Origin of the sequence: Desulfomicrobium baculatum DSM 4028, assembly GCF_000023225.1 — a bacterium.
Taxonomy (GTDB): domain Bacteria; phylum Desulfobacterota; class Desulfovibrionia; order Desulfovibrionales; family Desulfomicrobiaceae; genus Desulfomicrobium; species Desulfomicrobium baculatum.
In genome coordinates this window covers 2,060,651-2,083,622 of the sequence record NC_013173.1, presented here as the reverse complement: position 1 = coordinate 2,083,622, position 22,972 = coordinate 2,060,651, and the positions used below count along the sequence as shown (strand labels likewise).

The following is a 22,972-nucleotide window of genomic DNA, read 5'->3' as shown; positions in this document are numbered from 1 at the left end:
TGATCATGAAGGTCATTTTGAGAGCAGACGTGGATAATCTGGGACGACTGGGCGACATCGTCGCGGTCCGTCCCGGTTATGGCAGAAATTATCTGTTGCCTCAGGGTCTTGCTTCCATGGCAAGTCCCGGCAACTTGAAGGTCTTTGAACAGGAACGCCGCAAGCTGCAGGCCATGAACGACGCCGTCAAGGCCGAGGCCGCCGCTTTGGCCGCCAAGATCGAGGCTGCCAAGGTCGTGATCGAAGTGCGCGTGGGCGATGGCGACAAGCTTTACGGCTCCGTCACTTCTTCCCAGATCGGCACGATCCTGGAAGAGCAGGGAGTGGAAGTGGATCGCCGCAAGATTCAGCTCGATGACGGCATCCGCGCCCTGGGCGAATACGTCCTCGATGTGAAGCTGCATCCCGAGGTCGTGGCCAAGCTGACCGTGAATGTGGTCAAGCATGGTCGTCAGGAACAGGTGAACGAACCCGAACCGCAGGCCGATGCAACCGAAGAAGCCGCAGAGTAAGTTCGGGCAGCGCCTCGGAACTAAAATCCAACCAGAGGAGGCCTTGCAAAAGGCCTCTTCTGATTTGTTGCGCAGAGTCCCCCCTCATAACACCGAAGCCGAACAGGCGGTGCTGGGCGGGGTTTTCCTGCGCAACGATATTTTTCATACCCTGGTCGATACGATCAACGACGAGGATTTCTACTCGCCGGTGCATCGCATCATCTATCAGGCCTTCCAGGAACTGTACCGCCGCCGCGAGCCCGTGGACCTGGTCACCGTGGCCGAATATCTGCAGACCAAGGGGCAGCTCGACGAGGTCGGCGGCACGGTTTACCTGGCCTCCCTGGCCGAATCCGTGGCTTCGGCGTCCAATGCCGTCTTTCACGCTCAGATCGTGCGTGACAAGTCCGTGCGCCGCAGGCTCATTCAGACCTCCTCCGAGATCCTGACCAGCTGCTTTGAAGCCGGCGAGCAGACGGAATCCCTGCTGGACCAGGCCGAGCAGCAGATTTTCTCCATTGCCGAATCCAAGGGCAAACCCGTCTTCATGAGCAGCAAGGATCTGGTCCAGCGGGTCTTCGAACAGTTGGAGGCGCGGGCAGGGCAGGGCGAACTGGTCACGGGTGTGCCCACGGGCTACACGGATTTCGATCAGATGACCGCCGGACTGCAAAAGTCCGACCTGATCATTCTCGCGGCCCGTCCGTCCATGGGCAAGACCGCTCTGGCGCTGAACATGGGCATGCGCGCGGCCATTCAGCACGATGTGCCCGTGGCGGTCTTTTCCCTTGAGATGTCCATGGACCAGCTCATGATGCGTCTTCTGGGCTGTCACGGCCGGGTGGACCTGAGCCGCCTGCGCAGCGGGTATCTGAACGACGAGGACTGGAGCAGGCTCTATCAGTCCGCCGAGGACCTTTCCAGGGCACCCATCTACATCGACGACACTCCGGCTCTCTCAACCATGGAAATACGGGCCCGCAGCAGGCGCCTCAAGGCCGAGAAGGGCGTGGGGCTCATTATCGTCGACTATCTGCAGCTCATGCGCTCCTCCCACAAGAGCGATTCCCGCGAACAGGAAATTTCGGATATCTCGCGTAATTTGAAAGCCCTGGCCAAGGAGCTTGAAGTGCCGGTCATCGCCCTGTCGCAGCTCAACCGCAAGGTCGAGGAGCGCTCCGACAAGCGGCCCATGATCTCGGATTTGCGCGAATCGGGCGCCATCGAACAGGACGCCGACGTCATCGTCTTCATCTATCGTGATGCGGCCTACAACAAGGCCGAGGACAATCCGAACAAGAATATCGCCGAGATCATCATCGGCAAGCAGCGTAACGGTCCTGTCGGAGCCATCCGTCTGGGTTATTTCGGCCAGTACACCGTATTCGAGAATCTTACGGAAGTAGGTCTACCGTCCGAGGACGGCGGCGCGTACTGACCAATCCCGCGTACCTTCAACTCAAGAGCGGACACATCCATGAAAGCCTATTGCCCGGAAGAATTTTTTTCGCGCAGCGAATTGGACAAGGTTCAGAAGACGCGACTTGCAACCACTCTCGAACGCGCGGCCCGGTCCGACTTTTATGGCCGCCGTTTCGCCGAAATGGGAATACGCCCGGAGGCGATCACTTCCGCCGCGGACGTTGCCAGGCTCCCCTTCACCACCAAGGACGACCTGCGCAGCGCCTATCCCGCGCGCATGCTGACCCGGCCCGTCTCCGACATGGTCCGCCTGCACGCATCCTCCGGAACCACGGGATCGGCCACCGTCATCTACTACACCAGAAACGACATCGATTCCTGGGCCGATCTCATGGCCCGCTGCATGCACATGGTCGGGATCAGGGCCGAGGATACTTTCCAGAACATGTCCGGTTACGGACTCTTCACCGGAGGGCTTGGCATCCATTACGGCGCCGAGCGTCTGGGCTGCCTGACCATCCCGGCCGGGGCGGGCAATTCCAAGCGCCAGCTCAAGCTCCTGGAAGATTTTCAAGTCTCCGTCATTCATATCATCCCGTCCTATGCCCTGCATCTGGGCACGGTCAAAGACGAGATGGGCTATACTCCCGATCGTCTGAACCTGCGCGTGGCCCTCATCGGCGCGGAGCCTCACACCGCTGCCATCCGCAAGCGCATCGAGGAAGTCTACGGGATCAAGGCCTACAACTCCTACGGACTGTCCGAGATGAACGGGCCGGGCGTGGCCTTCGAGTGCCTGGAGCAAAGCGGCATGCATATCTGGGAGGACGCCTACCTGGCCGAGATCGTCGATCCTGAGACGGGCGAGCAGTTGCCGGACGGCGAAATCGGCGAGCTGGTCATCACCACGCTCTGCCGCGAAGGCATGCCGCTCATCCGCTACCGCACCAAGGACCTGACCCGCTTCATCCCCGGGGATTGCGCCTGCGGGCGCACGCATCGCCGCCTGGATCGCATCATGGGCCGCGCCGACGACATGATCATCTTGAAAGGGGTGAACATCTACCCCATGCAGGTCGAGCAGGTGCTGATGAGCATTCCGGAAGTCGGACAGAACTACCTGATCGTGCTGGAGCGCGACGGCTATCTGGATCAGATGCGCGTCAAGGTGGAGGTCAAGGAAGAGTATTTCGTGGAAGACATGCGCGAGCTCAAGAGCCTGCAGAGTCGCATCAGCTCCAGGCTGCGCGACGAGATCCTCATCACCGCGCGCATCGATCTGGTGGAGCAGAATTCCCTGCCCAAGTCGGAAGGCAAGGCGCAACGGGTGCTTGATCTGCGCGAGTAGCGCACTATCGCCTGCGGATTGAGATCAGACCTTCGGGACGATCATGGCCCTTTAGTGGCAGGATCGTCCCTTTTTCATTCATATTGCGTGACGGCGCAGGAGAGCCCTTTTTGTTCGGCGCGGGTGCAATGCGCCAGGGCGTCATCGCGGGATCGTTCCAGGGCGAACTGGATCTCGACTCCGTTGACCAATTCGCGCTCGAAAATGTCCAGCTGCTCGGGCAGTCCGAGGCTCATGCTTGCGCGGTTGATCTGCTGCTGATCCGTGAGTGGGCCCACCGTGGCCACAAAGGGTCTGAAGACCACCGGCGTATCGGCCAGGTTGTTTTGTTCCGCGAATTTCCCGGCCTGTTCGAAACTTTCGAAGCGCCCCACGAAAAGCGAGAAGCGCCCATCGCCCTGATCGTGATTCCAGAACAGGGGCTGCTTCTGGTCCATGAAACGCGGCAGATGCAACAGCAGGGATTCCATGGTCGGATACGCTCCGAGCTGGAGCGAATAGGGGCCGTCCGTCGTGCGCTTGCGAAAAACGGTCTTGGCCACGCTCTGCCAGTGCACGGAGCCGGACGCCGCCTGGACGTTTTGTGGGGGAGCGGGGCTGACTGGGGCTGGCTCGACTATCTCCTGCCGAGCACTGCCGGTGATGGCCGAGAACATGTCTCCCAGGCGCGCTTCCGGCATGAGCCAGGAAAAAAAGAACAGGAATATCGCAATGATTCCCGCCATGATCAGAGCCAGGATCACGCCTGCCATCAAGGAATTTCCGGATGCCATATTCTGGGTCGGCATGGCCTCGTCCGGTTTTTTCTCTGTTTCCGGGCAGTTGCTTTTGAAATTCAGGGCCTCTTCCGCGTCGCAGGAGTGATCCGAATGCAGGGCCTTCAAGGCCAGGGTCATGGTCAGCATGCGCAGGATGCCAATCACTCCCGCAGCGCGTTTGGCCACTGCCTCGGGATTGCCGATGAGGTCTGTGTCCAGTCCGGCGCCGTCAAGAAGAAAGCGGATGTAGGCCAGGGATTGTTCGCGGTTCAGCTTGGGGAGAGTCCAGATGGCTCCGAGCATGTTGTAGATGGGCCTGTTTTCGGGCCTGGCCAGCCTGTGCACGATTTCGCCGTTTCCGACCAGGACGACCTGCAGCACTGTCGAGAGGTGCCTTGTCAGGCTGAAGAGGCCACCCAGGAATGCGAAATCCGCATCCGTAAGCAGATGGGAATTGTCGACGAAGAGAATAACGTGCTTCTTCTCGCGAAGCAGTTGGGTCAAAGCCGCTTTATTTTCCTTCTCGGGTGACAATTTCTCATTTATTGTTTGGGAAAGTGTCTGACCGGATGATGCGGTGATGCTTAATGTATGGGCATTCTGGGCTGACGCAAGGCGGTTCAGAAAAAATGTCTTGCCTGATTTTGGAAATCCGATCACACAATTCAGCAGACGATGGTTTTGTATGTCGCTCAAGACAGATTGAAAAATATCTTCAAGCTGCGGAGTACTGAAGTGCTGCGCAGTTTCGGACATGTTTTCAAAAGGTGAGTCGTGCATGGAATGTCTGCTTTTCGAAAAGTTGTCGGAAGAGGGCCGGATACTCATGATTATTTATGAGTCTTCGCTTAATACGTAGGTGCAGCCTTAATTCTATGCAAGCTTTTTTTTAAAATATACTGCTATTATGCATGCTTTGGTGGGTCGCGATGCCAATTTTTTCAGCTCTTCCTTTTATTTCCCTGTTTGTCGGCATGCTGCTTTGGGGCAGTTCTTTTGTGGCTTTCAAGTACGCGGTGATGTTTTTTGATCCCATTGTTGTTGTTTTCATGCGCATGGCCCTTTCGGCTTTTCTCTTTCTGCTCGTGTTGCCGCGCTGGCGTCCGCGGAATCTGCGCCGGGAAGATCTGGGTTTCATGATCTTTATGGCCTTGTGCGAACCGTGCTTCTATTTCGTGTTCGAGGGCCAGGCCCTGACCATGACCTCGGCTTCCCAGGCTGGAATGGTCGCGGCCACGCTGCCCGTTTTGGTCGCGGTCTGCGCCGGATTTTTCCTGGGCGAGCGCCTGACCGCCCGCTCATGGTCGGGCCTGATCCTGGCCCTGGCCGGAGTGGTCTGGGTCAGCGTTTCCGGAGTGGCCACGGAGGCGGCTCCGCGACCGCTTTTCGGCAATTTTCTGGAACTTTTGGCCATGTTCTGCGCGGCGGGCTACACCGTGAGCATGAAAAAGCTCTGCTCCCGCTACTCCCCCTGGTTTTTGACCGCCGTACAGTCCATGGTGGGTACGGTCTTTTTTTTGCCGCTGCTTTTTCTGCCGACGACCGTGATGCCCCAGGCCTTCCCGCCAGGTCCCAGTCTGGCCGTGCTGTACCTGTGCGTATGCATAAGCATCGGGGCGTACGGTTTCTACAACTACGGGATCAGCAAGCTTCCGGCCTGGCAGGCTTCGGCCTTCGTCAATCTCATTCCCGTGTTTTCCATGCTGCTGGGCTGGTTGTGTCTGGGCGAGCGTCTTACCGCCTGGCAGCTTGCCGGGGTGGCCGTGGTCTTTGCCGGCGTGCTGCTGTGTCAGCAGTGGCCGGAGCGTGAACGCAAAAACACCCTCCACCGCGTTATGGCGGAAGAGGGTGTTCTTGCGCAGCCCCTCGCTGTGCCGGAAGAGGCTTTTGTCCGGGTGCGCGACCAGGACTGGAACCGGTAAGCGGGCTCGGGAGGCGGATGATGCGTCCCAGAGCTTGGGGCTGGACTTAGAGCCGGGTCAATCCCTGAGGGGCCGTCGCCGGGGGGGTGAATTTCTCCTCGCTGACCTTGCCGTCCCTGGCCACGATGGCCCGCACTGCGGGAATGTCCTTTCCGCTGTTGGCCAGGGCCTGTCCCACGATGCGCGACAAGCCGGAGCAGCAGGGCACTTCCATTTCCAGGATGGTCACGGACTTGATCCTGTTCTGGGCAAAGACCTGGGTCAGGCGCTCCACGTATTCCCCGGCGTTGTCGAATTTGGGGCAGCCGATCATGACCGTGCGTCCGGCCAGGAAGCGTCCGTGGAAATCCGGAGTGGCCACGGGGCAGCAGTCTCCGGCGATCAAGAGATCCGCGTCCTGCAGGAAAGGCGCGTGCGGCGGAACGAGCCGGATCTGCACGGGCCAGTGGGACAGGGCCGAGCCGGCCTGGCCTGCGGGCACGTTGGCCTGTTCGCACGGGGTCATGCGCATCATGCCGGCGGAAGGGCAGCCGCCATGTCCGGCCGTGCGGGTCGAAACCTGGGCCGACGGGCAGCCGCCGTGTCCCGCTCCGTGAACCAGGGCCTCGACGCCGCCTATTTTGCGCACATGCTCCATGGCCGCTTCCTCGTCGAAATCGTCGGCTTCGCGCTCGATGATGTGCAGGGCGTCCTCGGGGCAATGCCCGATGCAGGCTCCGAGCCCGTCACAAAACATATCCCTCACGATCTTGGCCTTGCCGTCGATGATGGCCAAAGCGCCCTCGGCGCATCCAGTCACGCACTGGCCGCAGCCCGTGCACTTTTCTTCGTCTATTTCAATGATTTTTCTTTTCATGCGTTCCTCCGCTGTTTGTTGCGTGAGTCCTGTCTAGGGGCTTTGAGATAAGGCCGCTTTGAGCCATGTCAAAAATGGGGAGATTTTGGGGAAAGATCAGTAGCGGACCCTATTGTCCTGTAAATGAGTGGTGGTTAGGTCTTATCCCAGCCTGCTTCCAGGCTTGGAGGATTCAAAAAAACCGGGATTAGTCCAGAAGGCCGGGCGTGTAATACCAAACCTGGCCGAGGAATGGGCTTGCCCCGCTCTGGACACCGAAAGCGGGTTGCCCTATCGATCAGAAAAACTGGAGATAATCATGGAAAAGCTGACACGAGAAGAAAGATTTCGGATTCTCAGCGCTTCGCTTGCCGCAAAAGAGCGAGGTGAACACGGGGAAGCCAGTCGGCTGCTCAAAAAAATTCCTCTCCCAACGCATTTAGTCGCTGCCGGAAAAGAGCTCTTTGGGATCGAGTATCTGCGAGAACAAGGGTACGATCTTTCTGAGGCGGAGACAGTTCATGGTAAAGCCTGGCTTGATAGATGAGCTTTTTGAAAATCTCTCGCGTGATTGGGGCCTATTTCAGCTTAAAGAGTCATCTTTAGAGGCGGTGGAATTTCAGAAAAGCTTGCCCGCCACGCTTACAACGTACAAACAATTAGAAAAATCCAATAGCCCTGAGCTCATCCTTGCTGCAGAAAAATTGACTCTGCAGCAGGAACTCGCCACATACGCAAACTCCGCCGAGATGGTGAGCAGCATTAATCCTGACCTGAAACAGCTTGAAGAGGCCTCTGGGTCCCTTACGCTTGTGCAGGATAAAGAGGCCTATGCCAAAGCTGCCCATGCGTTTTCCGCCAAACGCAAGCAAGGCGGCCTTCCCCTCGATGCTTTTCGAGAATTCATCCTTTCCCACACCGCCCGTCTGACCAATCGCCTCAAGGGTACAGCCTCCGTCTCCGAGAAGAACATCCTCCGCCAGCGTAAGGACAATCTAAGGGCAGCCAATAAGCAATACCAGAATATGCAACGCGAAGCTTTGGGATTGAAGTAAAGATCACGGGGCATTTCTGCCTATCTTTCCTCGCCTCCACAAATGAAAAGCCCGCTCGAACCATTCGGTCCGGCGGGCATTTTTTCGTTTGACCCAAGATCAATCTTCCGTCGAAATGGGCGGAGCTTTGGGCGGTGCCTGGGGCTTGGGGGCTGGTTTGGCGGGTGTCTTGCGGGTGATGCGTTCCTGCAGTTTCTGGGCGGCCAGCCTGGTCTCGTTCGGCGCGGCCAGGAAAAGCATTTCGCCCTTGGGCGTGAACCAGTGCCAGCCTTCGGGTTTAGTGAGCAGGATGGCTCCCTTTTTTTCGAGGTATTCCAAGTCCTTGCCGGCTTCGGCAGCGTGCTGGAGCTGATCCTGCAGGTTGTCTGTTTCCAGGACGATGGAGGCTGTGCGGAAGAGTTCGAAGGCGCCGTGGGAAATGTCCATGAGCAGACCCTGGTCGGGGGTCTTCTTGGTGGTCAGGGCTTTTTCCAGTTCCAGAAGGTCTTTCTTCAGGTCTTTGAGTTCCGCAATGGCCATATCCCGGGCCATGTCGCCCTGTTCCTTGATGGTCTTGGCCAATTGATGCTGTAGCGCCTTGCTCATCTCGCTCCTTCCTCGGTTGTCGTTGTCTGATCAGAGAATTTGCCCCAAAAACTCCTTGGTCCGTTCCAGGGTTGGCGCGGTGAAAAAATGTTCGGGCGCGCCCTGTTCCAGAATTTCGCCTTTGTCCATGAACAGGACCCGGTCCGCGACCTCGCGCGCGAAACCCATTTCGTGGGTGACGACGACCATGGTCATTCCCTCTCGGGCCAGGTTCTTCATGACGTCCAGAACCTCGCCGACCATTTCCGGATCAAGGGCGGAGGTGGGTTCGTCGAAGAGCATGATCTTCGGGTCCATGGCCAGGGATCGGGCAATGGCCACGCGCTGCTGCTGACCGCCGGAGAGTTGCTCGGGTCTGGCCGCAAACTTTTCGGCGATGCCGACCTTTTCCAGGAGCGCCATGCCCTTGGCCTCGGCCTCTTTTTTCGAGCGCCCGCGCACCGACATCTGGGCCATGGTCAGATTGTCCAGCACCGTCTTGTGCGGGAAGAGGTTGAAGGACTGGAAGACCATGCCCACTTCGGCGCGAATGGCGTTGATATCGCATTTGGGATCGAGAATGTCCACGCCGTCGATGATGATGTGTCCGGTATCGGCGTATTCTAGGCGATTCAGGCAGCGCAGGAAGGTTGATTTCCCGGAACCGGACGGCCCGATGATGACCACGACCTCCCCATGCGCCACGGTGCAGGATACGCGGTTCAGGGCCTGCAAACGTTCCGGGGTGTAGAAGAACTTGTCGATGCTTTGAACGTCGATGATGGGTGGTTTGTGCATGATATCCTCTAGATGGCCTTGCGTTCGAGATACTGCACGAACATGGACAGGGTAAAGGTCAGGACCAGGTACAGGATGGCGCACACGATCCAGATTTCAAAGGGCTGCAGGGACGAAGACACGACCTCCCGGGAAGCCTTGGTCAGTTCGCGGATGGAGATGACGCCGAGGAGGGAGGAGTCCTTGACCAGGCTGATGAACTGTCCGGCCAGGGGGGGCAGGATGCGGCGGAAGGCCTGGGGCAGGATGACCTTGCGCATGGCCTTGTTGTAGGTCATCCCGAGCGAGCGTGCGGCCTCCATCTGGCCGCGGTGCACGGACTGGATGCCCGCGCGCACGATCTCGGCGGTGTAGGCGCCGGTGAAGATGGCCAGGGCCATGACGCCGAACCAGAGCGGCGGGATTTGCCCGATCCCGTATTGGGACAGCATGCTGTTGATGACCGTGCCGACCACGAAGTACCAGAGAAATATCTGCACCAGCAGCGGTGAGCCGCGGATGAGTTCGATGTAGGCGATGGCTCCCCAGCGCAGGGCCGGGTTGTCGGAGATGCGGGCCAGACCCGTGAAGAGGCCGAGCAGGATGCCGAAGACGATGGCCAGAGCGCTCACTTCAAGAGTCAGCAGCAGTCCTTCGATCAGGATGCCGGGCTTTGTCTCGGAGTAGAAACCGATGTTGTCGCCCGCATAGACATAGTCGCCCGGGGCCAGCAGCAGCGAGGTTTTGGGCAGGGTGTGGCTTTCTTCCCCGTCGTCGCCTTGCACCGTCACGAGTACGTTCTCGCCGGTTTCCGTGATGGAGGTGATGGTCCCTTCCATCTCCGCGCGGATGTTCACCTTGTCGTCGTAAATGAAATATTGGGGTACGCGGTTCCATCTCCATGTGTACTCCACTTTTTTCGTGGAGTAGTAGAGCAGAGCCATGGCGCTGCAGAGCCCGATCACGAAGGCGAGACTCCAGAACTGGTAATAAAATTTGCTTTTGGGCCGATCGAGTCCGGTGTAGGTGGCCATTGTCCGTCCTGGTGATGCTTAAGTCATGAAAACGAGGAATCCGGCATGAAAAGCCGGATCCCTCAACTTTGCTTGATTACTGGATGTCCTTGAGCCACTCGGTGCCCTTGATCCACTTGTCGTAGATGCGGTCGAAGCGGCCGTCGTTCTTGATCTGGGTCAGGAAGTTGTCCAGCCAGTTCAAAAAGTCCGGGTCACCCTTCTTCACGCCGAAGCCCAGGGGCTCGTAGGTGAAGGGCTTGTCCAGCAGGACCAGGTTCTTGCCGCCCTGCTGGGCCATGAAGACCACGTTGAAGGGCAGGTCATAGACAAACGCGTCGGCCTGGCCGTTGACCACTTCCATGGCGCCGTCGGACTCCTTCTCAAAGCTCTTGTACTGAGCCTTGGGGATCATGCGCTTGGCGGCCTGTTCGCCGGTGGTGCCGATGCGGGAGACAACGGTGAACTTGGGATCGTTCAAATCCTTATAGGAAGTGATCGCGCCCTCGTGCTTTTTGTTCAAGAGGATGGCCTGGCCGACGACGATGTACGGGTCGGCGAAATTGATCTGCAGGTTGCGTTCCTGGTTAACGGTCATGCCGCTGATGATGATGTCGAACTTGTCGGCCATCAAGGCGGGAATGATGCCGTCATAGTCGGTGTTGACGATGGTCAGCTTGACGCCCATGGCCTTGGCCATTTCCTTGGCCATGTCCACGTCGAAGCCGACGATCTCGCCCTTCTTGTCCGTCATCTCGAAGGGCATGTAGCCGGCGTCGAGGCCGACACGCAGCTCGCCGCGCTTCAGGATTTCGTTCAGGGTGGATTTCTGGGCAAGTTCGTGATCCGCGGCCATGACGGGCATGGCCGCAAACGCGACCAGCAGCAGGGCCAAAACAATCTTCGTCATAAAACGCATAGAGCCTCCTCTTTGGTTACAAGGCTTGCCGGTGGTCAATATTTTCCCTCGGTCAGAACCTCTTTGATGTTCATTTTGACTTTGCAGTACTCGCAGGTGGGTATCTCCTCCTCGGGCAGGCAGATGATTTTGGTCTGCTTGCATTTGGGGCAGGCGACTTCGATGAATTCACGTTTGTATCGATTTTTGAACAGTTCCATTACATATCCCCCTTGCGTTGATTCCCCTACGCCGTGATGGTCGAAAACTCAAGAAACAGGGTTTTGCAGACGTAAGGACAGGCAGGTCAGACCGCCGTCCATCTTGCGGTATTCACTGGTGTCCAGTTCCACGATGGGCAGGTTAAGCGGTTCCAGCAGGGCTCTGGTCCGGGGATAGCCCGTCGGCATGATCAGGGTGCCGTTCACGAGCACCGTGTTGGCCGCGTATTCCTCGTCCGCCGGGCAGACGATCTGTTTGAAATCGGCGATGGCCGGATGTCCGGCAAAGTCGGCCGTGACCAGCATGGTGTCTTCGCCCACGAAGTTGAGACTTGATTTGAGATGCAGGCCCGCAGCCACCTTGATGATGCTGCTCTCGTAGCCGTGGACGGCCAGGATGGCGGCGAGCTGCCTCGCGCCTTCGTCATTGGTGCGGTCCGACACGCCGATAAAGAAGTGTTTGCCCACCTGCAGGATGTCGCCTCCGTCCAGGGTGCCCGGCGCCTTTATGCGGGCCAGGGGGCGGTGGGGGGCCAGCGCGGCTTCGATATGAACCGTCTCGCCCGTGCGCGACGGGGCTCCGGGGCGTGTGATGACTGCCGTCTCGCGGACGACTACGGCCGTGTCCTCGACAAAACAGGCGTCGGGGAAGCCGGGCGCGGCGGGCAGGACTTCAACGGTCAGCCCCAGGGATTCGAGGCAGCGTACATATGCGTCATGCTGCCGGAGTGCCAGTTCAAGGTCTGGAGCGGGCAGGGTGGAGGTGGTCAGTCCTTTTGGGTAATCCGGGCCGGGGATGCGGGTGATGGCATGAGAAAACATGGAATATCCTTATATGCTTGATGTTCGAATCGGATTTCCCAAGCAAGAAAAATCTTCTTTGGCAAGTATTATTGTCCGTTCGATGTGCGATTTTTTTGGGATAAAAGGTCGTTCACGGCGTCCGATTCCCTGATGGCGGCCTCGGCCCGAAGGATGCTTTTGTTTCCGAACTTGTCCCGGATGCGGTCCATGGCCTGGTCCAGCTGCTGACTGCGCTTGCGGCCCGCATCGGGCATAAGCGGCAGTTCGGCCTGCACGAAGCGGAAATTGGAAACTCCGGTGCCGATGAGACGGACGGGCCGGGGGAGTTTTTCGGCAGTGAGGAGCATGCGCGCGGCCTCGAAGATTTCCGTGGTGATGTCGGTGGGCCTGGCCAGGGTTCTGCTGCGCGTGATGGAAGAGAAATCCTGGAATTTGATCTTGAGCGTCACGGTCAGCCCTTTTTTCCCGAGCCCCCGCAGTTCCCGTCCGATGCGTTCGGCCTGGATCAATAACCAGCGCTCAAGCAGGGTTCGGTCAAGCGTGTCCCTGTCCAGGGTATTTTCCGCGCTGCAGGACTTGGGATCGCTGCCGGGCACCACGGGCGAATCATCGATGCCGCAGGCCCTGTCGTGCAGGAACGCTCCCCGTTTGCCCATGAGCTCGTTCCAGTAGGTTCGCGGGTGCGCCAGAACGTGGGGGATCGTGGTCACGCCGATGCGGCGTAACTCCTCCTGAAACTGTTTTCCGACTCCGGGGATCCTGCCCAGCGGGAGGTCGCGCAGGAACGCGGGCACGTCGGCGGGAGGGATGAAGGTCAGGCCGCCCGGCTTGTTCCAGTCCGAAGCGATCTTGGCGAGGAATTTATTGGGGGCGATGCCCACGGAGCAGGTCAGGTTGGTTGCGGCCAGTATCTCGGCTTTGAGACGCCGGGCGATGTTTTCCGGAGGCCCGAAAATCCTCCGGGTGCCGCTTATGTCCGCATATGCCTCGTCGACCGAAGCCTGCTCGACCAGTGGACACAGCGCGCGCATAATGTTCATGATCTTTACCGAGATTTCACGGTAGCGGGACATGCGGCCGGGCAGGAATACTGCGTGAGGGCAGAGTTTTTTGGCCTGCACGATGGGCATGGCGGATCTGATGCCGTATTTTCTGGCTTCGTATGACGCCGCCGAGGCCACTCCGCGCAAGGATTGTCCGATCACTACAGGCTTCCCTTGCAACAAAGGATCGTCGGCCTGTTCCACGGAGGTGAAAAAAGCGTCCATGTCCAAGTGCAGAATGACTCGTTTAAAATCCGGGACAGCCCTGAGAGATTCGTCCATATCATTGATTGTCGGCGCTGCTCAGTCGAGGGTCAAGTCATATTTGCCACGGCGACCCGTTTGCCGATGAAGATTTTATATTTCTTTTGTTTTTCTGCCTTTGACAATAAATTGTGATAGAGCTAAAGATAAGCAGACAGGTTTTCCGAAAAATGTCCGCTTTTTCATTTGAGAAGTAATATCAACCCGAGGAGTAGAACGTATGAAAGTTAAAAAATTGGTTCTTTTGGCTCTGCTTGTGGCCATGTGTTCCGCCTCCGTGGCGGTGGCCGCCGAAAACTATGTGCGCAAGGTAGACAACTTCTTCATCCTGGTTGACCGCTCCGGTTCCATGGACGAGAAGTATGTAGGCACCAAGGAAACAAAGATCGTTTTGGCCAAGGCCCTGCTCGAACGCATGAACGCCATGATCCCCGAACTTGGCTATCAGGGCGCCCTCAGCACCGCCGCTCCGGCCGGTGAACTCCAGGCTCTGGAAGCTTACACCACCGCCGGCTATGGTGCATCCATCGCCAAGATTCCTACAGTGATCGGCTCCAACCCCACGCCTCTTGGTGTAGGCCTGGCCGGTCTTGAACCCGCCCTGCAGGGTGCCGTGGGCCGCAGTGCCGTCATTGTCGTGTCCGATGGCCGTGAAAACACCGGCGAAGGCTCCGTCAAGGTTGCCGCCGCCCTGGCTGAAAAATACGGCGCGTGTTTCCACACCATCAGCTTTGCCGACACCGTGAACGGCAACCAGCCCTTGCTCGACGCTATCACCGCCCTGAAGCAGCCTTGCGGCGTTGGCGCTTCCGCCGCCGATTTGGCCGATGACGCCGCCCTGCAGAAGTTCGTGAAAGATGTCTTCTACGATGACGCAACTGCGGTTGATCCCTGCTCCCTGGATGACGACGGCGATGGCGTAAACAACTGCATCGACAAGTGCCCCGACACCATCAAGGGCCTGGCTGTTGACGCCGCCGGTTGCCCCATTGACGATATCGTGACGCTCAAGATCAACTTCGACTTCGACAAGTCCGACATCAAGCCCGAATACCATCAGGAGCTGGCTGATTTCGCTTCCTACATGAGACAGCAGCAGTCCTTCACCGTCGTTGAAATCGCCGGACACACCGATTCCGTGGGTACCGACGAATACAACCAGAAGTTGTCCGAACGACGCGCCAAGGCCGTCCGCGACTATCTGGTCAACGAACTCGGCATGGACACCAACCTGTTCTCCGCTGTCGGTTATGGCGAGAGCAAGCCCATCGCCACCAATGACACCGATGCCGGTCGCGCTGAAAACCGCCGCATCCTGGCCGAACTGAAGGGTGTCTACAAGAAGAAATAATCTTCTTCCGACATTGACTTAAGTGGAAGGCGGTCCCGATCGGGGCCGCCTTTTCATTTGTCAGCGGCGCGAAAGGTGACTACGCAAAACGTGTTGTATCGGGAATCCAAAAAAACATTGTACGTTTCGGGCCGAGTCGGCCGGTCACGGTTGTAACGGGGAAGGCTGCATGCAGGAATATGTGGAGAAGGTTGGCGTCGCGGATGTCGGGCAGCGACTGGATGTTTTTTGGCAGACCTGCCTTGAAGAGGAGGGCGTGGGCAGAAGCCGCGTTCAGGCCTGGATCAAGGACGGGCGAGCGCGCATCAACGGGCAGGTCTGCAGCAAGGCTGCGACCAGGCTCATGCCCGGACAAACCCTGACACTTGCCCCCGAATACACTGATTCAAGCGTCGTTCCCGATGACGGGCCCCTGAATGTATTTTTTGCCGATGAAGATCTGGTCGTGGTCAACAAGACTCCGGCCATGACCGTCCATCCAGCGCCGTCGGTAGCTGAGCCGACCCTTGTGCACCGGGTGGCCCATCATTTTCCGGCCTTGCTGTCTCAATCCGGGGAGCGCCCGGGGATCGTGCATCGCCTGGACAAAGACACCTCCGGGCTCATCGTGCTGGCCTTGTCCGAGTCGGCCCGCCTGAGCCTGACTCAGGCCTTCGCATCCCGGGAGGTCTACAAGGAGTATCTGGCTCTGGTCGCCGGGGTGCCTGATTCCTCCGGGACCGTGAGTCTTGCCTTGGGGCGGCATCCGAGCATCAAGACGCGCATGGCCGTGGTTGAACGCGGCGGCCGCGCGGCCGAGACCAGGTTTGAACTGCTCTGGAGCGCTGCCGACAGGAGCGCTTCTTTGGTTCGGGTGCGCATCATGACCGGGCGCACCCACCAGATCCGGGTGCATATGGCCGCGCTGGGTCATCCCCTTCTGGGGGACGCGGTCTATGCCGACAAGCAAACCGCTGCGCGCGCCCCCCGGCAGATGCTGCATGCCTGGCAGCTGCGTTTCGAGCATCCCCGCAGTTTTGAATCCATGGAGTTTTGCGCGCCGCCGCCGGATGATTTTCTGCAGGTGCTGCGAGAGCTTTGCCGTGAACGGGCCTGCATCGGCCTGACCGGAGCCGTGGGCAGCGGAAAATCCACCGTCAGGGCAGTGGCCGAGGAGATGGGAGTGCCGGTCTTCTGTGCGGATCGGGTGGTGGCCGAGGCCTATGCCAAGGGCGGGGAGGGCTGCGCCATTCTGGAGCATCATTTCGGGACCCGCTTCACGCATCCCGGCGGAGGGGTGGACAAGGACCTGCTCCGCAGCGCCCTGGCCGAGTCCGACAGCCTGCGCCGCGAGGTGGAGCGACTGGTTCATCCGCTGGTTCGTCATGCCCTGCACGCCTTCCGGGCCGCGCATGACGAGGACGTGACCCTGGCCGAGATTCCCCTGCTGTGCGAAGCGGGGCTGGCCGCAGAGATCGACCTGCTGGCGGTGGTCTATTGCCCGGACCGTCTGCGGCATGCCAGGCTGCAGGGCCGGGGCTGGAGCCCGGAGCGAATAGTCATGGTTGATTCCTGGCAATGGCCCCAGGACAGGAAGGTCGGCATGGCGCAGCTGGTGGTCGACAATTCCGGTTCCCTGCAGGATCTTCATTCCCGCGCGCGGGCTCTGATCCAGGTCGTGCAGGAGATGCTACGCGGCCATGCCGAGCGGTGCGTCGATGAACTGTGCGCCATTTTTGAAAACCCGGACACCATGGAGGAGGCGGACTGACCCATGTTTCCCCTGCGCGACAACATCCCCTCCCGGCATCGGTCCTACATGATGTGGACGCTGCTGGCCCTGAACATCGCCTTTTTTCTGGCTGGCCTGGGCCTGAGCAATGCCCAGGAATTCAGGCTCTTTCATTTGTTCGGCGTGGTCCCGGCACGCTATTTCGACCCGCAGTGGGCCATATTTCAGGGATATCCCGAAGGGTTGCTGTTGCCGCTTGGAACACACATGTTCCTGCATTCCGGCTGGCTGCATCTCATCGTCAACATGTGGACCCTCTGGATTTTCGGGGACAACGTGGAGGACGTGATGGGGCCCTTCAAGTTCCTGGTCTTCTACCTGCTGTGCGGTCTTGGCGCGCTCGCGGTGCACATGCTCACCAATTCCTCTTCCACCATGCCCGTGGTCGGGGCTTCCGGGGCCATCGCCGGGGTCATGGGCGCCTATTTCTTTCTGTATCCGCACGCCAAGGTGGTTACTTTCCTGCCTATCCTGATCATTCCCTTCATCTTCGAGCTGCCGGCCGTGTTCTATCTGGGGGCCTGGTTCCTGACGCAGGTCCTTTCCGGGATGCTGGCACCGGCGGGCGGCGGTGGGGTGGCCTGGTGGGCGCACATCGGCGGGTTCGTGGTCGGCATGCTGCTGCTGCGTTTTTTCCGGGATGATTCCCGCTGCTATTATTGTTACCGTTCCGAAACCTGGAAGGAGTGGAAGTAGGGCGACTGGACATTTGGCCCTGCCTCAATTAAGCGCTGATTCTTGTTTTGTCGCGCCAGCCTGCCTTTCATACCACAAGGATACCATATGCTTCAGATTGAAAACCTGCATGTCAATATCGGTGACAGGGAAGTCTTGAAAGGGATTAACCTGAATATCGATGAAGGAGAGACGTTCATTCTCTTCGGTCCCAACGGTTCCGGAAAAACCACGCTGCTCATGGCACTCATGGGCTTTAGCGGGTACACCGTGACTGCGGGCAAGATTGTCTTCAAGGGCGTCGATATCACCGAGATGCCCACCTACGAACGGGCCAGACTCGGCATAGGCATGTCCTTTCAGCGGCCCCCGACCATCCATGGCCTGAAAACCCGTCATCTGGTCTCCATGTGCGCCCGCGGGCGGGAAGTGGATGTCGACTGCATGGCCAAGACCGTCAATTTCGACAGTTTTCTGGATCGCGACATCAACTCCGGTTTTTCCGGAGGCGAGATCAAGCGTTCCGAGCTCTTGCAGCTCATGGCCCAAAATCCGAGTCTGATCCTTTTCGACGAGCCGGAATCCGGGGTGGATCTGGAGAACATGGTCCTCATCGGCAACACGGCCCGCGCCCTGCTTGACGGCGCGACGGCTCCGTCGTCCGAAACGTGCATGCGCGACTTGCGTCGCCGCAACAAGACCTCGGGCCTCATCATCACCCACACCGGCTACATACTCGACTACGTCAACGCCGACCGCGGTCAGGTCATGTACAACGGGGTGCTGTGCTGCGACACGCGGCCGACCCGGCCCCGCGATATTCTGGATCACATCAGCAAGTACGGCTACAAGGAGTGCATCAGATGTCTGAACTAAGCCAAACCCTGGTTGATCTGAACTCCTACTCTTTTTCCGGCAGGCAGAGCGCCGAGCTGCCCGATTTTTCCACCCTGTCCGAAGAGAGCAAGCGCGAGCTGCGCATGGTCGGGGTGGATGTGGACGCCGCCGGCGAGCGCGCGGGCACGTTTTTGCAGTTTGACCACTCCACCGTGCACTGCAAGAGCGCGGGCAAGGGCGTGGAGGTGCTGGGCATTCGTCAGGCGCTCAAGAAATACGACGGGCTGCCCGAGTATTTCTGGAAGGCCATGGACCCCGAAAAGGACGATTTCACCCGTGCGGCGGCCAGGGAAGAGCTGCATGGCGGTTATTTCATCCGCACCGAGAAAGGGGTCAAGGTCGCCGAGCCTGTGCAGACCTGCCTGTTCATCAAGGGCCAGAACGTGGGCCAGAACGTGCACAACATCGTGGTGGTGGAAGAGGATTCCGAAGTTCACATCGTGACCGGTTGCGCCACGTCCCACGACGTGACCTCGGCCCTGCATCTGGGCATCTCTGAATTCTACATCAAGAAGGGTGGCAAGCTGACTTTCACCATGGTCCACAACTGGGGCGAGGATGTCATGGTCCGGCCGCGCACCGTAGGCATCGTGGAGGAGAGGGGCGTTCTGCAGAACAACTACGTTCTGCTTAAAAAGGTCAAGTCCGTGCAGTCCTACCCGACGATTTACCTGAATGGGGAAGGGGCCGTGGCCCGCTTCAATTCCGTTATCGTGACTCCCACCGGTTCCCATGTGGACACGGGCAACCGCATCGTGCTCAATGCTCCGAACACGCGCGGCGAGATCATCTCGCGCACCATCACCACCGGCGGAACCATCGTCGCGCGCGGCGAGATCATCGGCAACGCGGTTCCGGCGCGCGGACATCTGGAGTGCAAGGGGCTGATCCTTGGCGGCGGTCTGATCCACGCTATCCCCGAATTGCAGGGCTGCGTGACCGGCGTGGAGCTTTCCCACGAGGCGGCCGTGGGCAAGATCGCCCAGGAGGAGATCGAGTATCTCATGGCACGCGGCCTGGACGAGGACGAAGCCACCTCCACCATCGTGCGCGGCTTTTTGAACGTGGAGATAATGGGCCTGCCCCAGGAGCTGCGCGAATCCATCGACAAGACCATCGCCGAACTGGACGCCAGCGACGCCATGTAATCTGTTTCATTCATCCGCAACGGCCCGGCTTGACCGGGCTTTTGCATTTCTGGAGGATGCCATGCCCGGATACAAGGGACACCTACTCGGCGGGGTGCTGACGGGAGGGGCCGTACTGGGAGGATTGTTCTGGAGCGGGACGTATGTCCCGGAATTGCCGCAACTGGCCGTGCTCGCCGCGCTGGTGCTGCTGGGGAGTCTTTTTCCGGACGTCGACACGGACTCCAAGGGCCAGCATGTTTTTTATCTGACCCTGGCTGTGCTCGATTTCGCCCTCATTCTGCAGGGCTATTACAAATGGGCGGCGGTTTTGGGCTTGGCGGCCATGTTTCCGGCCATCGGTCCGCATCGCGGCTGGACCCACACCTGGTGGGCCATGCTCGCCGTTCCCCTGCCTCTTGTGCTGCTCCCGATCTGGCTTTACGGCGCAACGCCAAAGGGCATGGCCCCCTTTTACGGGGCGGCCGTGCTGGGGTATTTCTCGCACCTGATGATCGACAGGAAATGGAGCTAAAAGAAGTGGGAGCCTAGTCCCCTTTTAGCGCAGCCTGCGGCTGTGTCCCATCTTTTCCATATCCAGCAGGTATTCATCCGACCTGTCCAGATAGAAGGCCAGGGCCCGTGAAAAGTTCTTGCCCACCAAACCGTCCACGAACATCTGGCTGATCTCGCGATAGCGTTTGAGCACATACTGGGAGCGCAGAAAGATGAGCCATTCCTCCTTGGTCATGTCCTGGGATATGAACTCCAGGGCCTTGGAGGCCCGAGGCTGGTAGAGCCAGAAATACATCAGATCAAGGGCGTTGACGATGAGCACTTTTTCCAGGTCGCGCGCTTCGTAGGAAATCGTCTCTATGAACATTTTCGGCGACTGGAGCATGTCCAGCACGTCCTCTTCCGGAAAAAGGACGTCCAGACGGGCAAAGGCGTCATACATGGCGATGAGCTTGGCGCGGTAGTCGGCCAGGCGCACCCGTACGTTGTTGTGACGGTCACCCAGTCCCTCGATGACCGCCGCCACGCAGTCCGAAGCGAATTTCGAGGTGATGGCGGCCCATTTCTGCAGGGCCTGCTCCACCCCGGTCATCCCGGCCGTGTGCATGCCGCTCGCTAGGCCACTGTTGAAGAGGACGGCCAGGGGAATGGACAGGATGCTGCGGAAGAAGTTGGCCAGGACCACCGGACGCGGCAGGCCGCGGAAGGTATTGTGGCTGGAGATATAGATGCCGTTGGCCAGAGCCATGGATGCGAAAAGCAGGACCGGGTCCGTGTCCGTGGTGATGCCGAGGCCCCGGTCCAGGATCATGGTCTTGACCAGGAGGTCCAGCAGGGGAACGGAGAAGCCTGTGTACAGCAGATCGTCGGCTACGCGGCTCCAACTGATCAGGGAGTTCCATTGCAGGAGAGGTGAGCGCGTCAAACCGCCTCCGCCCAGCACTGCCTGCAGGATGTTGCGCACTCCGGTGATGGCGAACCAGATCAGCCCCCCGAAATAGGCCAGCACCCACCAGTCTTTGGTCAGGGCAAAGGTCAGGAAGGCCGGGATGAATCCGATCAGGATCTTGAGGGCGTTTTTCAGCCCCGTGTTCAGATACTTCAGGGACAGATGGTTTTCGCCGGCCGCGCCATTTTTTTTGGTGATGCGCAGCCCGTTGTCATACTCAAGCTGCACGCCGCCCAGGGTGACGATATTGCCCGAGCGTTTGGGATGGATGTCGATACTGTCCAGAAACCATTCCTGTTCCCGGCCGCATCCCGTCAGTTCCATGCCCGGAATCCTCCGGGCCAGTCTCATTAGCGATGAATCTTCTCCCTGCGCGCGACAGTGGGCGCGGAAATGGACCGTCATCTTGGCGGTGACCGGGAGCTGTTTGCGCTCTCCCCGGGACTGGTCGAGCGCGATTTTTTGAGCCCGTTTGGGGAGAGTTTCAAGCACCACCACGCCCATCCCGTACTGGTGCCGCGATTGGCCCGTGGATCCACTTCCGATGCGGGAGCCCAGGGGCCGTTTTTTGTAGTATTTGTGAAACGTTTCGATGTTGAAAAGAATGTCGAGGAGCTTGTTCTTGCGCGCCTCCATGAGCAAAAGTTCGCGTTCAAGCTCGGCCGCATGCGAGAGCGCATTCTTGTTGCGCGAATGGGACAAGGTATTTTCCAGAGCCAGGCGGTCTTCTTCGAAGGACCAGATCACGGCACGGATGGCGCGCTTCAAGGCGATGACGTTGTCTTCGTTCAGGGCCTTTTGCAGTTCGGCGATCTGGGCGCAGGTTCGCTCCGGGCTGATGGCGTCCACGGCGTCGCCCGGACAAACCAACTGCGACGACACGGGCATGGACCATTTGCCCCTGACCGCGTCTTTTAGGTTATAGAGCTCGATGTTGCTGATATGTCCTTGGCAATCGTACAGAATTTCCAGGGCATCGGCGGTGGAGAGGTTGCTTAGGTTCAGCGTGAAATGGGACGTGGAATGAAATTTGGCCAGCCTTGGCAGCAGCTCTCCGGTTTTAAGGCGCAGCAGGGGCGGGACTTCGGGAGTGTCCTGGGGAATGGTCGGGTCGTGCAATTCCGGGTTCCGGCATGGCTGCAGATAGCAGTTGATAATCAGTTCCGAATCGATGGAGTTCAGGGCTTTCAAACGCTCCTGCAACTCCTTGCGCCGGTTTGGCGTGGCGGTTTCATACTCCTGGGCCATGGCCTGCGCGATCTGCTTGAGCTTGGGCTGCATACCGCTTTGGATGTATTTGGCCAGGTGCAAGAGGGACGGCTGGCCTGTGCCCACAAAGGTGGCGAAGGCTTTCTCGTCGAGCCTGTCGAGTTCAAGTCCGTACTCTTCGGCCATCTGCGCCAGGTGCGTGCGGTTGTATGCCTGCAGAGCTTCAAAGACGTATTTTTGCTGATAGGCGGAAACCATCCGTCCTTCTTTCATGAAGGCCTTGACTGGCTGCTCTTCGAGAAAGGCCCGGAAGGATTTGGGGTCGGTGTAACTCTGGGGTTCCCAGATCACGCGGACATATTTGCCTCGAAAGCGCGAAGAGACATCGATGCCGATGCGGATGTGCATGCCCAGTATGCAGCCCGCTTCCAGAAGCTCCTCGGCTACTTCGGCGTCGACGTAATTGTAGTAGACCACGGTCAGAAAGCGAATTCCCTTGATCCAGGCGTCCATGACCAGATGGGTCGGGGATTTGCGGCCCTTGGTGTTGGCGTCGTGGACATGGTGGTCGAAGGCGAGCTGGTTCCACGCTTCCGGCATTTCCAGGAGGTGGTATTTGTCCAGTTCAGCCCGGACCACGCGGGGTTTGCCGGAAGAGGCCATGCGGAAGTCGTGTGCAAGACGCAGCTGAGTGGCTTCATCCTCCCGGTGGCGAATGAGCTCCTTCATGATCTGCAAGAGGACCCGCGATGTGTTTTTCTGCAGGTAGGCGTTGCCCGCGAGCAGCACTTCGTCTTTGAGCGCGCGCAGGGCGTTGAGCCGGTCGGAGGACATGCCCACTTCCAGAGATCCCAGAAGACTGGCGATGGCATAGGCGATGCGCAGCACCCGGGGCGCGGCCATTTCCTTGATGCCGTGCGGATGCATGCACGAATCAAGCAGGGAATGGATATTGGTGCTTTGCGCAGTGCGGTCCAGAACATCGTTGACGATGCGCAGCAGCGTGTAGTCGTTGGAATCGAAGAAGAAGCGGGAATGCGCCACGTCAAGTCCTGTTGT

At 58.9% G+C, this 22,972-nt stretch carries 22 protein-coding genes; 12 read left to right on the top strand and 10 right to left on the bottom strand.

Annotation, left to right across the window (positions count from 1 at the left end; all coding sequences use genetic code 11):
• The first annotated feature begins 5 nt into the window (after positions 1 to 5).
• Genes rplI through DBAC_RS09150 form a run of 3 tightly spaced genes read left to right on the top strand, consistent with a single transcriptional unit; the run spans position 6 to position 3,264 of the window.
• A complete protein-coding gene (rplI, locus tag DBAC_RS09160) occupies positions 6 to 512 on the top strand; it encodes a 50S ribosomal protein L9 (RefSeq protein ID WP_015774010.1) in 507 nt (168 codons plus the stop codon).
• Positions 487 to 1,932, top strand: a complete 1,446-nt coding sequence (gene dnaB / locus DBAC_RS09155) for a replicative DNA helicase (protein ID WP_015774009.1) — start codon at positions 487 to 489, stop codon at positions 1,930 to 1,932. Before rplI ends, dnaB begins: the two co-directional genes overlap by 26 nt.
• Positions 1,933 to 1,971: 39 nt before the next feature.
• On the top strand, positions 1,972 to 3,264 hold the full coding sequence (locus DBAC_RS09150) for a phenylacetate--CoA ligase family protein (RefSeq protein WP_015774008.1): 1,293 nt from the start codon (positions 1,972 to 1,974) through the stop codon (positions 3,262 to 3,264).
• A 74-nt stretch (positions 3,265 to 3,338) separates the two neighbouring features.
• On the opposite strand, the gene DBAC_RS09145 is transcribed toward DBAC_RS09150, so the two are convergent.
• The gene (locus tag DBAC_RS09145) at positions 3,339 to 4,778 is read right to left on the bottom strand and encodes an ATP-binding protein (RefSeq protein WP_228644975.1); all 1,440 of its coding nucleotides are present in this window, start codon (positions 4,776 to 4,778) and stop codon (positions 3,339 to 3,341) included.
• 173 nt (positions 4,779 to 4,951) lie between these two features.
• Here DBAC_RS09145 and DBAC_RS09140 point away from each other — a divergent pair, with 173 nt between their 5' ends.
• Positions 4,952 to 5,944 (top strand): DMT family transporter, encoded by a 993-nt coding sequence (locus tag DBAC_RS09140; protein ID WP_015774006.1) that lies wholly within the window; start codon positions 4,952 to 4,954, stop codon positions 5,942 to 5,944.
• A gap of 46 nt (positions 5,945 to 5,990) precedes the next feature.
• Here the strand turns inward: DBAC_RS09140 and DBAC_RS09135 are convergent, their stop codons facing one another.
• Positions 5,991 to 6,800, bottom strand: coding sequence for an ATP-binding protein (locus DBAC_RS09135; protein ID WP_015774005.1), 810 nt, complete (start codon positions 6,798 to 6,800; stop codon positions 5,991 to 5,993).
• Positions 6,801 to 7,098: 298 nt separating this feature from the next.
• On the opposite strand from DBAC_RS09135, the gene DBAC_RS09130 reads away from it, so the two are divergent.
• Together DBAC_RS09130 and DBAC_RS09125 are read left to right on the top strand one after the other, a co-directional pair.
• Positions 7,099 to 7,326: a hypothetical protein gene (locus DBAC_RS09130; protein WP_043810773.1), complete on the top strand. Its 228-nt coding sequence runs from the start codon at positions 7,099 to 7,101 to the stop codon at positions 7,324 to 7,326.
• Entirely contained in the window at positions 7,301 to 7,834 is a 534-nt protein-coding gene (locus DBAC_RS09125) for a hypothetical protein (protein WP_015774004.1), read from the top strand. Before DBAC_RS09130 ends, DBAC_RS09125 begins: the two co-directional genes overlap by 26 nt.
• Before the next feature lie 99 nt (positions 7,835 to 7,933).
• Here the strand turns inward: DBAC_RS09125 and DBAC_RS09120 are convergent, their stop codons facing one another.
• From DBAC_RS09120 to dinB, 7 genes are all read right to left on the bottom strand, one after another.
• A complete protein-coding gene (locus DBAC_RS09120; RefSeq protein ID WP_015774003.1) occupies positions 7,934 to 8,419 on the bottom strand; it encodes a hypothetical protein in 486 nt (161 codons plus the stop codon).
• Positions 8,420 to 8,449: 30 nt separating this feature from the next.
• Positions 8,450 to 9,196: an amino acid ABC transporter ATP-binding protein gene (locus DBAC_RS09115; protein ID WP_015774002.1), complete on the bottom strand. Its 747-nt coding sequence runs from the start codon at positions 9,194 to 9,196 to the stop codon at positions 8,450 to 8,452.
• An 8-nt stretch (positions 9,197 to 9,204) separates the two neighbouring features.
• A complete protein-coding gene (locus tag DBAC_RS09110) occupies positions 9,205 to 10,209 on the bottom strand; it encodes an amino acid ABC transporter permease (protein ID WP_015774001.1) in 1,005 nt (334 codons plus the stop codon).
• A gap of 76 nt (positions 10,210 to 10,285) precedes the next feature.
• Positions 10,286 to 11,107, bottom strand: coding sequence for a transporter substrate-binding domain-containing protein (locus tag DBAC_RS09105; protein WP_015774000.1), 822 nt, complete (start codon positions 11,105 to 11,107; stop codon positions 10,286 to 10,288).
• 35 nt (positions 11,108 to 11,142) lie between these two features.
• Positions 11,143 to 11,307: a hypothetical protein gene (locus DBAC_RS19315; RefSeq protein ID WP_015773999.1), complete on the bottom strand. Its 165-nt coding sequence runs from the start codon at positions 11,305 to 11,307 to the stop codon at positions 11,143 to 11,145.
• 48 nt (positions 11,308 to 11,355) lie between these two features.
• Complete coding sequence (locus DBAC_RS09100) at positions 11,356 to 12,129, bottom strand: dimethylarginine dimethylaminohydrolase family protein (protein ID WP_015773998.1); 774 nt, start codon at positions 12,127 to 12,129, stop codon at positions 11,356 to 11,358.
• Positions 12,130 to 12,197: 68 nt separating this feature from the next.
• Positions 12,198 to 13,436, bottom strand: a complete 1,239-nt coding sequence (gene dinB / locus DBAC_RS09095; protein ID WP_015773997.1) for a DNA polymerase IV — start codon at positions 13,434 to 13,436, stop codon at positions 12,198 to 12,200.
• Between the two features lie 202 nt (positions 13,437 to 13,638).
• Here dinB and DBAC_RS09090 point away from each other — a divergent pair, with 202 nt between their 5' ends.
• The 6 genes from DBAC_RS09090 (at position 13,639) to DBAC_RS09065 (ending at position 19,774) form a co-directional block, all read left to right on the top strand.
• The gene (locus tag DBAC_RS09090) at positions 13,639 to 14,769 is read left to right on the top strand and encodes an OmpA family protein (protein ID WP_015773996.1); all 1,131 of its coding nucleotides are present in this window, start codon (positions 13,639 to 13,641) and stop codon (positions 14,767 to 14,769) included.
• 169 nt (positions 14,770 to 14,938) lie between these two features.
• The gene (gene coaE / locus DBAC_RS09085) at positions 14,939 to 16,519 is read left to right on the top strand and encodes a dephospho-CoA kinase (protein ID WP_015773995.1); all 1,581 of its coding nucleotides are present in this window, start codon (positions 14,939 to 14,941) and stop codon (positions 16,517 to 16,519) included.
• Between the two features lie 3 nt (positions 16,520 to 16,522).
• Positions 16,523 to 17,236 carry a rhomboid family intramembrane serine protease gene (locus DBAC_RS09080; RefSeq protein WP_015773994.1) on the top strand — a complete coding sequence of 238 codons (714 nt, stop codon included), beginning with the start codon at positions 16,523 to 16,525 and terminating at the stop codon, positions 17,234 to 17,236.
• An 87-nt stretch (positions 17,237 to 17,323) separates the two neighbouring features.
• Positions 17,324 to 18,091: an ABC transporter ATP-binding protein gene (locus DBAC_RS09075; protein ID WP_015773993.1), complete on the top strand. Its 768-nt coding sequence runs from the start codon at positions 17,324 to 17,326 to the stop codon at positions 18,089 to 18,091.
• Positions 18,079 to 19,260 carry a SufB/SufD family protein gene (locus DBAC_RS09070; RefSeq protein ID WP_015773992.1) on the top strand — a complete coding sequence of 394 codons (1,182 nt, stop codon included), beginning with the start codon at positions 18,079 to 18,081 and terminating at the stop codon, positions 19,258 to 19,260. Before DBAC_RS09075 ends, DBAC_RS09070 begins: the two co-directional genes overlap by 13 nt.
• A gap of 61 nt (positions 19,261 to 19,321) precedes the next feature.
• On the top strand, positions 19,322 to 19,774 hold the full coding sequence (locus DBAC_RS09065; RefSeq protein WP_015773991.1) for a metal-dependent hydrolase: 453 nt from the start codon (positions 19,322 to 19,324) through the stop codon (positions 19,772 to 19,774).
• A gap of 24 nt (positions 19,775 to 19,798) precedes the next feature.
• Here the strand turns inward: DBAC_RS09065 and DBAC_RS09060 are convergent, their stop codons facing one another.
• Positions 19,799 to 22,957, bottom strand: coding sequence for a hypothetical protein (locus DBAC_RS09060; RefSeq protein WP_015773990.1), 3,159 nt, complete (start codon positions 22,955 to 22,957; stop codon positions 19,799 to 19,801).
• Between the last annotated feature and the right edge of the window lie 15 nt (positions 22,958 to 22,972).

Bases quoted from the DNA above. Each gene is read 5' to 3' on its own strand.
- DBAC_RS09080 (WP_015773994.1), top strand. From the start codon at position 16,523: ATGTTTCCCCTGCGCGACAACATCCCCTCCCGGCATCGGTCCTACATG.
- DBAC_RS09075 (WP_015773993.1), top strand. From the start codon at position 17,324: ATGCTTCAGATTGAAAACCTGCATGTCAATATCGGTGACAGGGAAGTC.
- coaE (WP_015773995.1), top strand. From the start codon at position 14,939: ATGCAGGAATATGTGGAGAAGGTTGGCGTCGCGGATGTCGGGCAGCGA.
- DBAC_RS09140 (WP_015774006.1), top strand. From the start codon at position 4,952: ATGCCAATTTTTTCAGCTCTTCCTTTTATTTCCCTGTTTGTCGGCATG.
- DBAC_RS19315 (WP_015773999.1), bottom strand. From the start codon at position 11,307: ATGGAACTGTTCAAAAATCGATACAAACGTGAATTCATCGAAGTCGCC.
- rplI (WP_015774010.1), top strand. From the start codon at position 6: ATGAAGGTCATTTTGAGAGCAGACGTGGATAATCTGGGACGACTGGGC.
- dnaB (WP_015774009.1), top strand. From the start codon at position 487: ATGCAACCGAAGAAGCCGCAGAGTAAGTTCGGGCAGCGCCTCGGAACT.
- DBAC_RS09070 (WP_015773992.1), top strand. From the start codon at position 18,079: ATGTCTGAACTAAGCCAAACCCTGGTTGATCTGAACTCCTACTCTTTT.
- DBAC_RS09135 (WP_015774005.1), bottom strand. From the start codon at position 6,800: ATGAAAAGAAAAATCATTGAAATAGACGAAGAAAAGTGCACGGGCTGC.
- DBAC_RS09130 (WP_043810773.1), top strand. From the start codon at position 7,099: ATGGAAAAGCTGACACGAGAAGAAAGATTTCGGATTCTCAGCGCTTCG.
- DBAC_RS09110 (WP_015774001.1), bottom strand. From the start codon at position 10,209: ATGGCCACCTACACCGGACTCGATCGGCCCAAAAGCAAATTTTATTAC.
- DBAC_RS09120 (WP_015774003.1), bottom strand. From the start codon at position 8,419: ATGAGCAAGGCGCTACAGCATCAATTGGCCAAGACCATCAAGGAACAG.
- DBAC_RS09100 (WP_015773998.1), bottom strand. From the start codon at position 12,129: ATGTTTTCTCATGCCATCACCCGCATCCCCGGCCCGGATTACCCAAAA.
- DBAC_RS09065 (WP_015773991.1), top strand. From the start codon at position 19,322: ATGCCCGGATACAAGGGACACCTACTCGGCGGGGTGCTGACGGGAGGG.
- dinB (WP_015773997.1), bottom strand. From the start codon at position 13,436: ATGGACGAATCTCTCAGGGCTGTCCCGGATTTTAAACGAGTCATTCTG.
- DBAC_RS09145 (WP_228644975.1), bottom strand. From the start codon at position 4,778: ATGTCCGAAACTGCGCAGCACTTCAGTACTCCGCAGCTTGAAGATATT.
- DBAC_RS09105 (WP_015774000.1), bottom strand. From the start codon at position 11,107: ATGCGTTTTATGACGAAGATTGTTTTGGCCCTGCTGCTGGTCGCGTTT.
- DBAC_RS09150 (WP_015774008.1), top strand. From the start codon at position 1,972: ATGAAAGCCTATTGCCCGGAAGAATTTTTTTCGCGCAGCGAATTGGAC.
- DBAC_RS09090 (WP_015773996.1), top strand. From the start codon at position 13,639: ATGAAAGTTAAAAAATTGGTTCTTTTGGCTCTGCTTGTGGCCATGTGT.
- DBAC_RS09125 (WP_015774004.1), top strand. From the start codon at position 7,301: ATGGTAAAGCCTGGCTTGATAGATGAGCTTTTTGAAAATCTCTCGCGT.
- DBAC_RS09115 (WP_015774002.1), bottom strand. From the start codon at position 9,196: ATGCACAAACCACCCATCATCGACGTTCAAAGCATCGACAAGTTCTTC.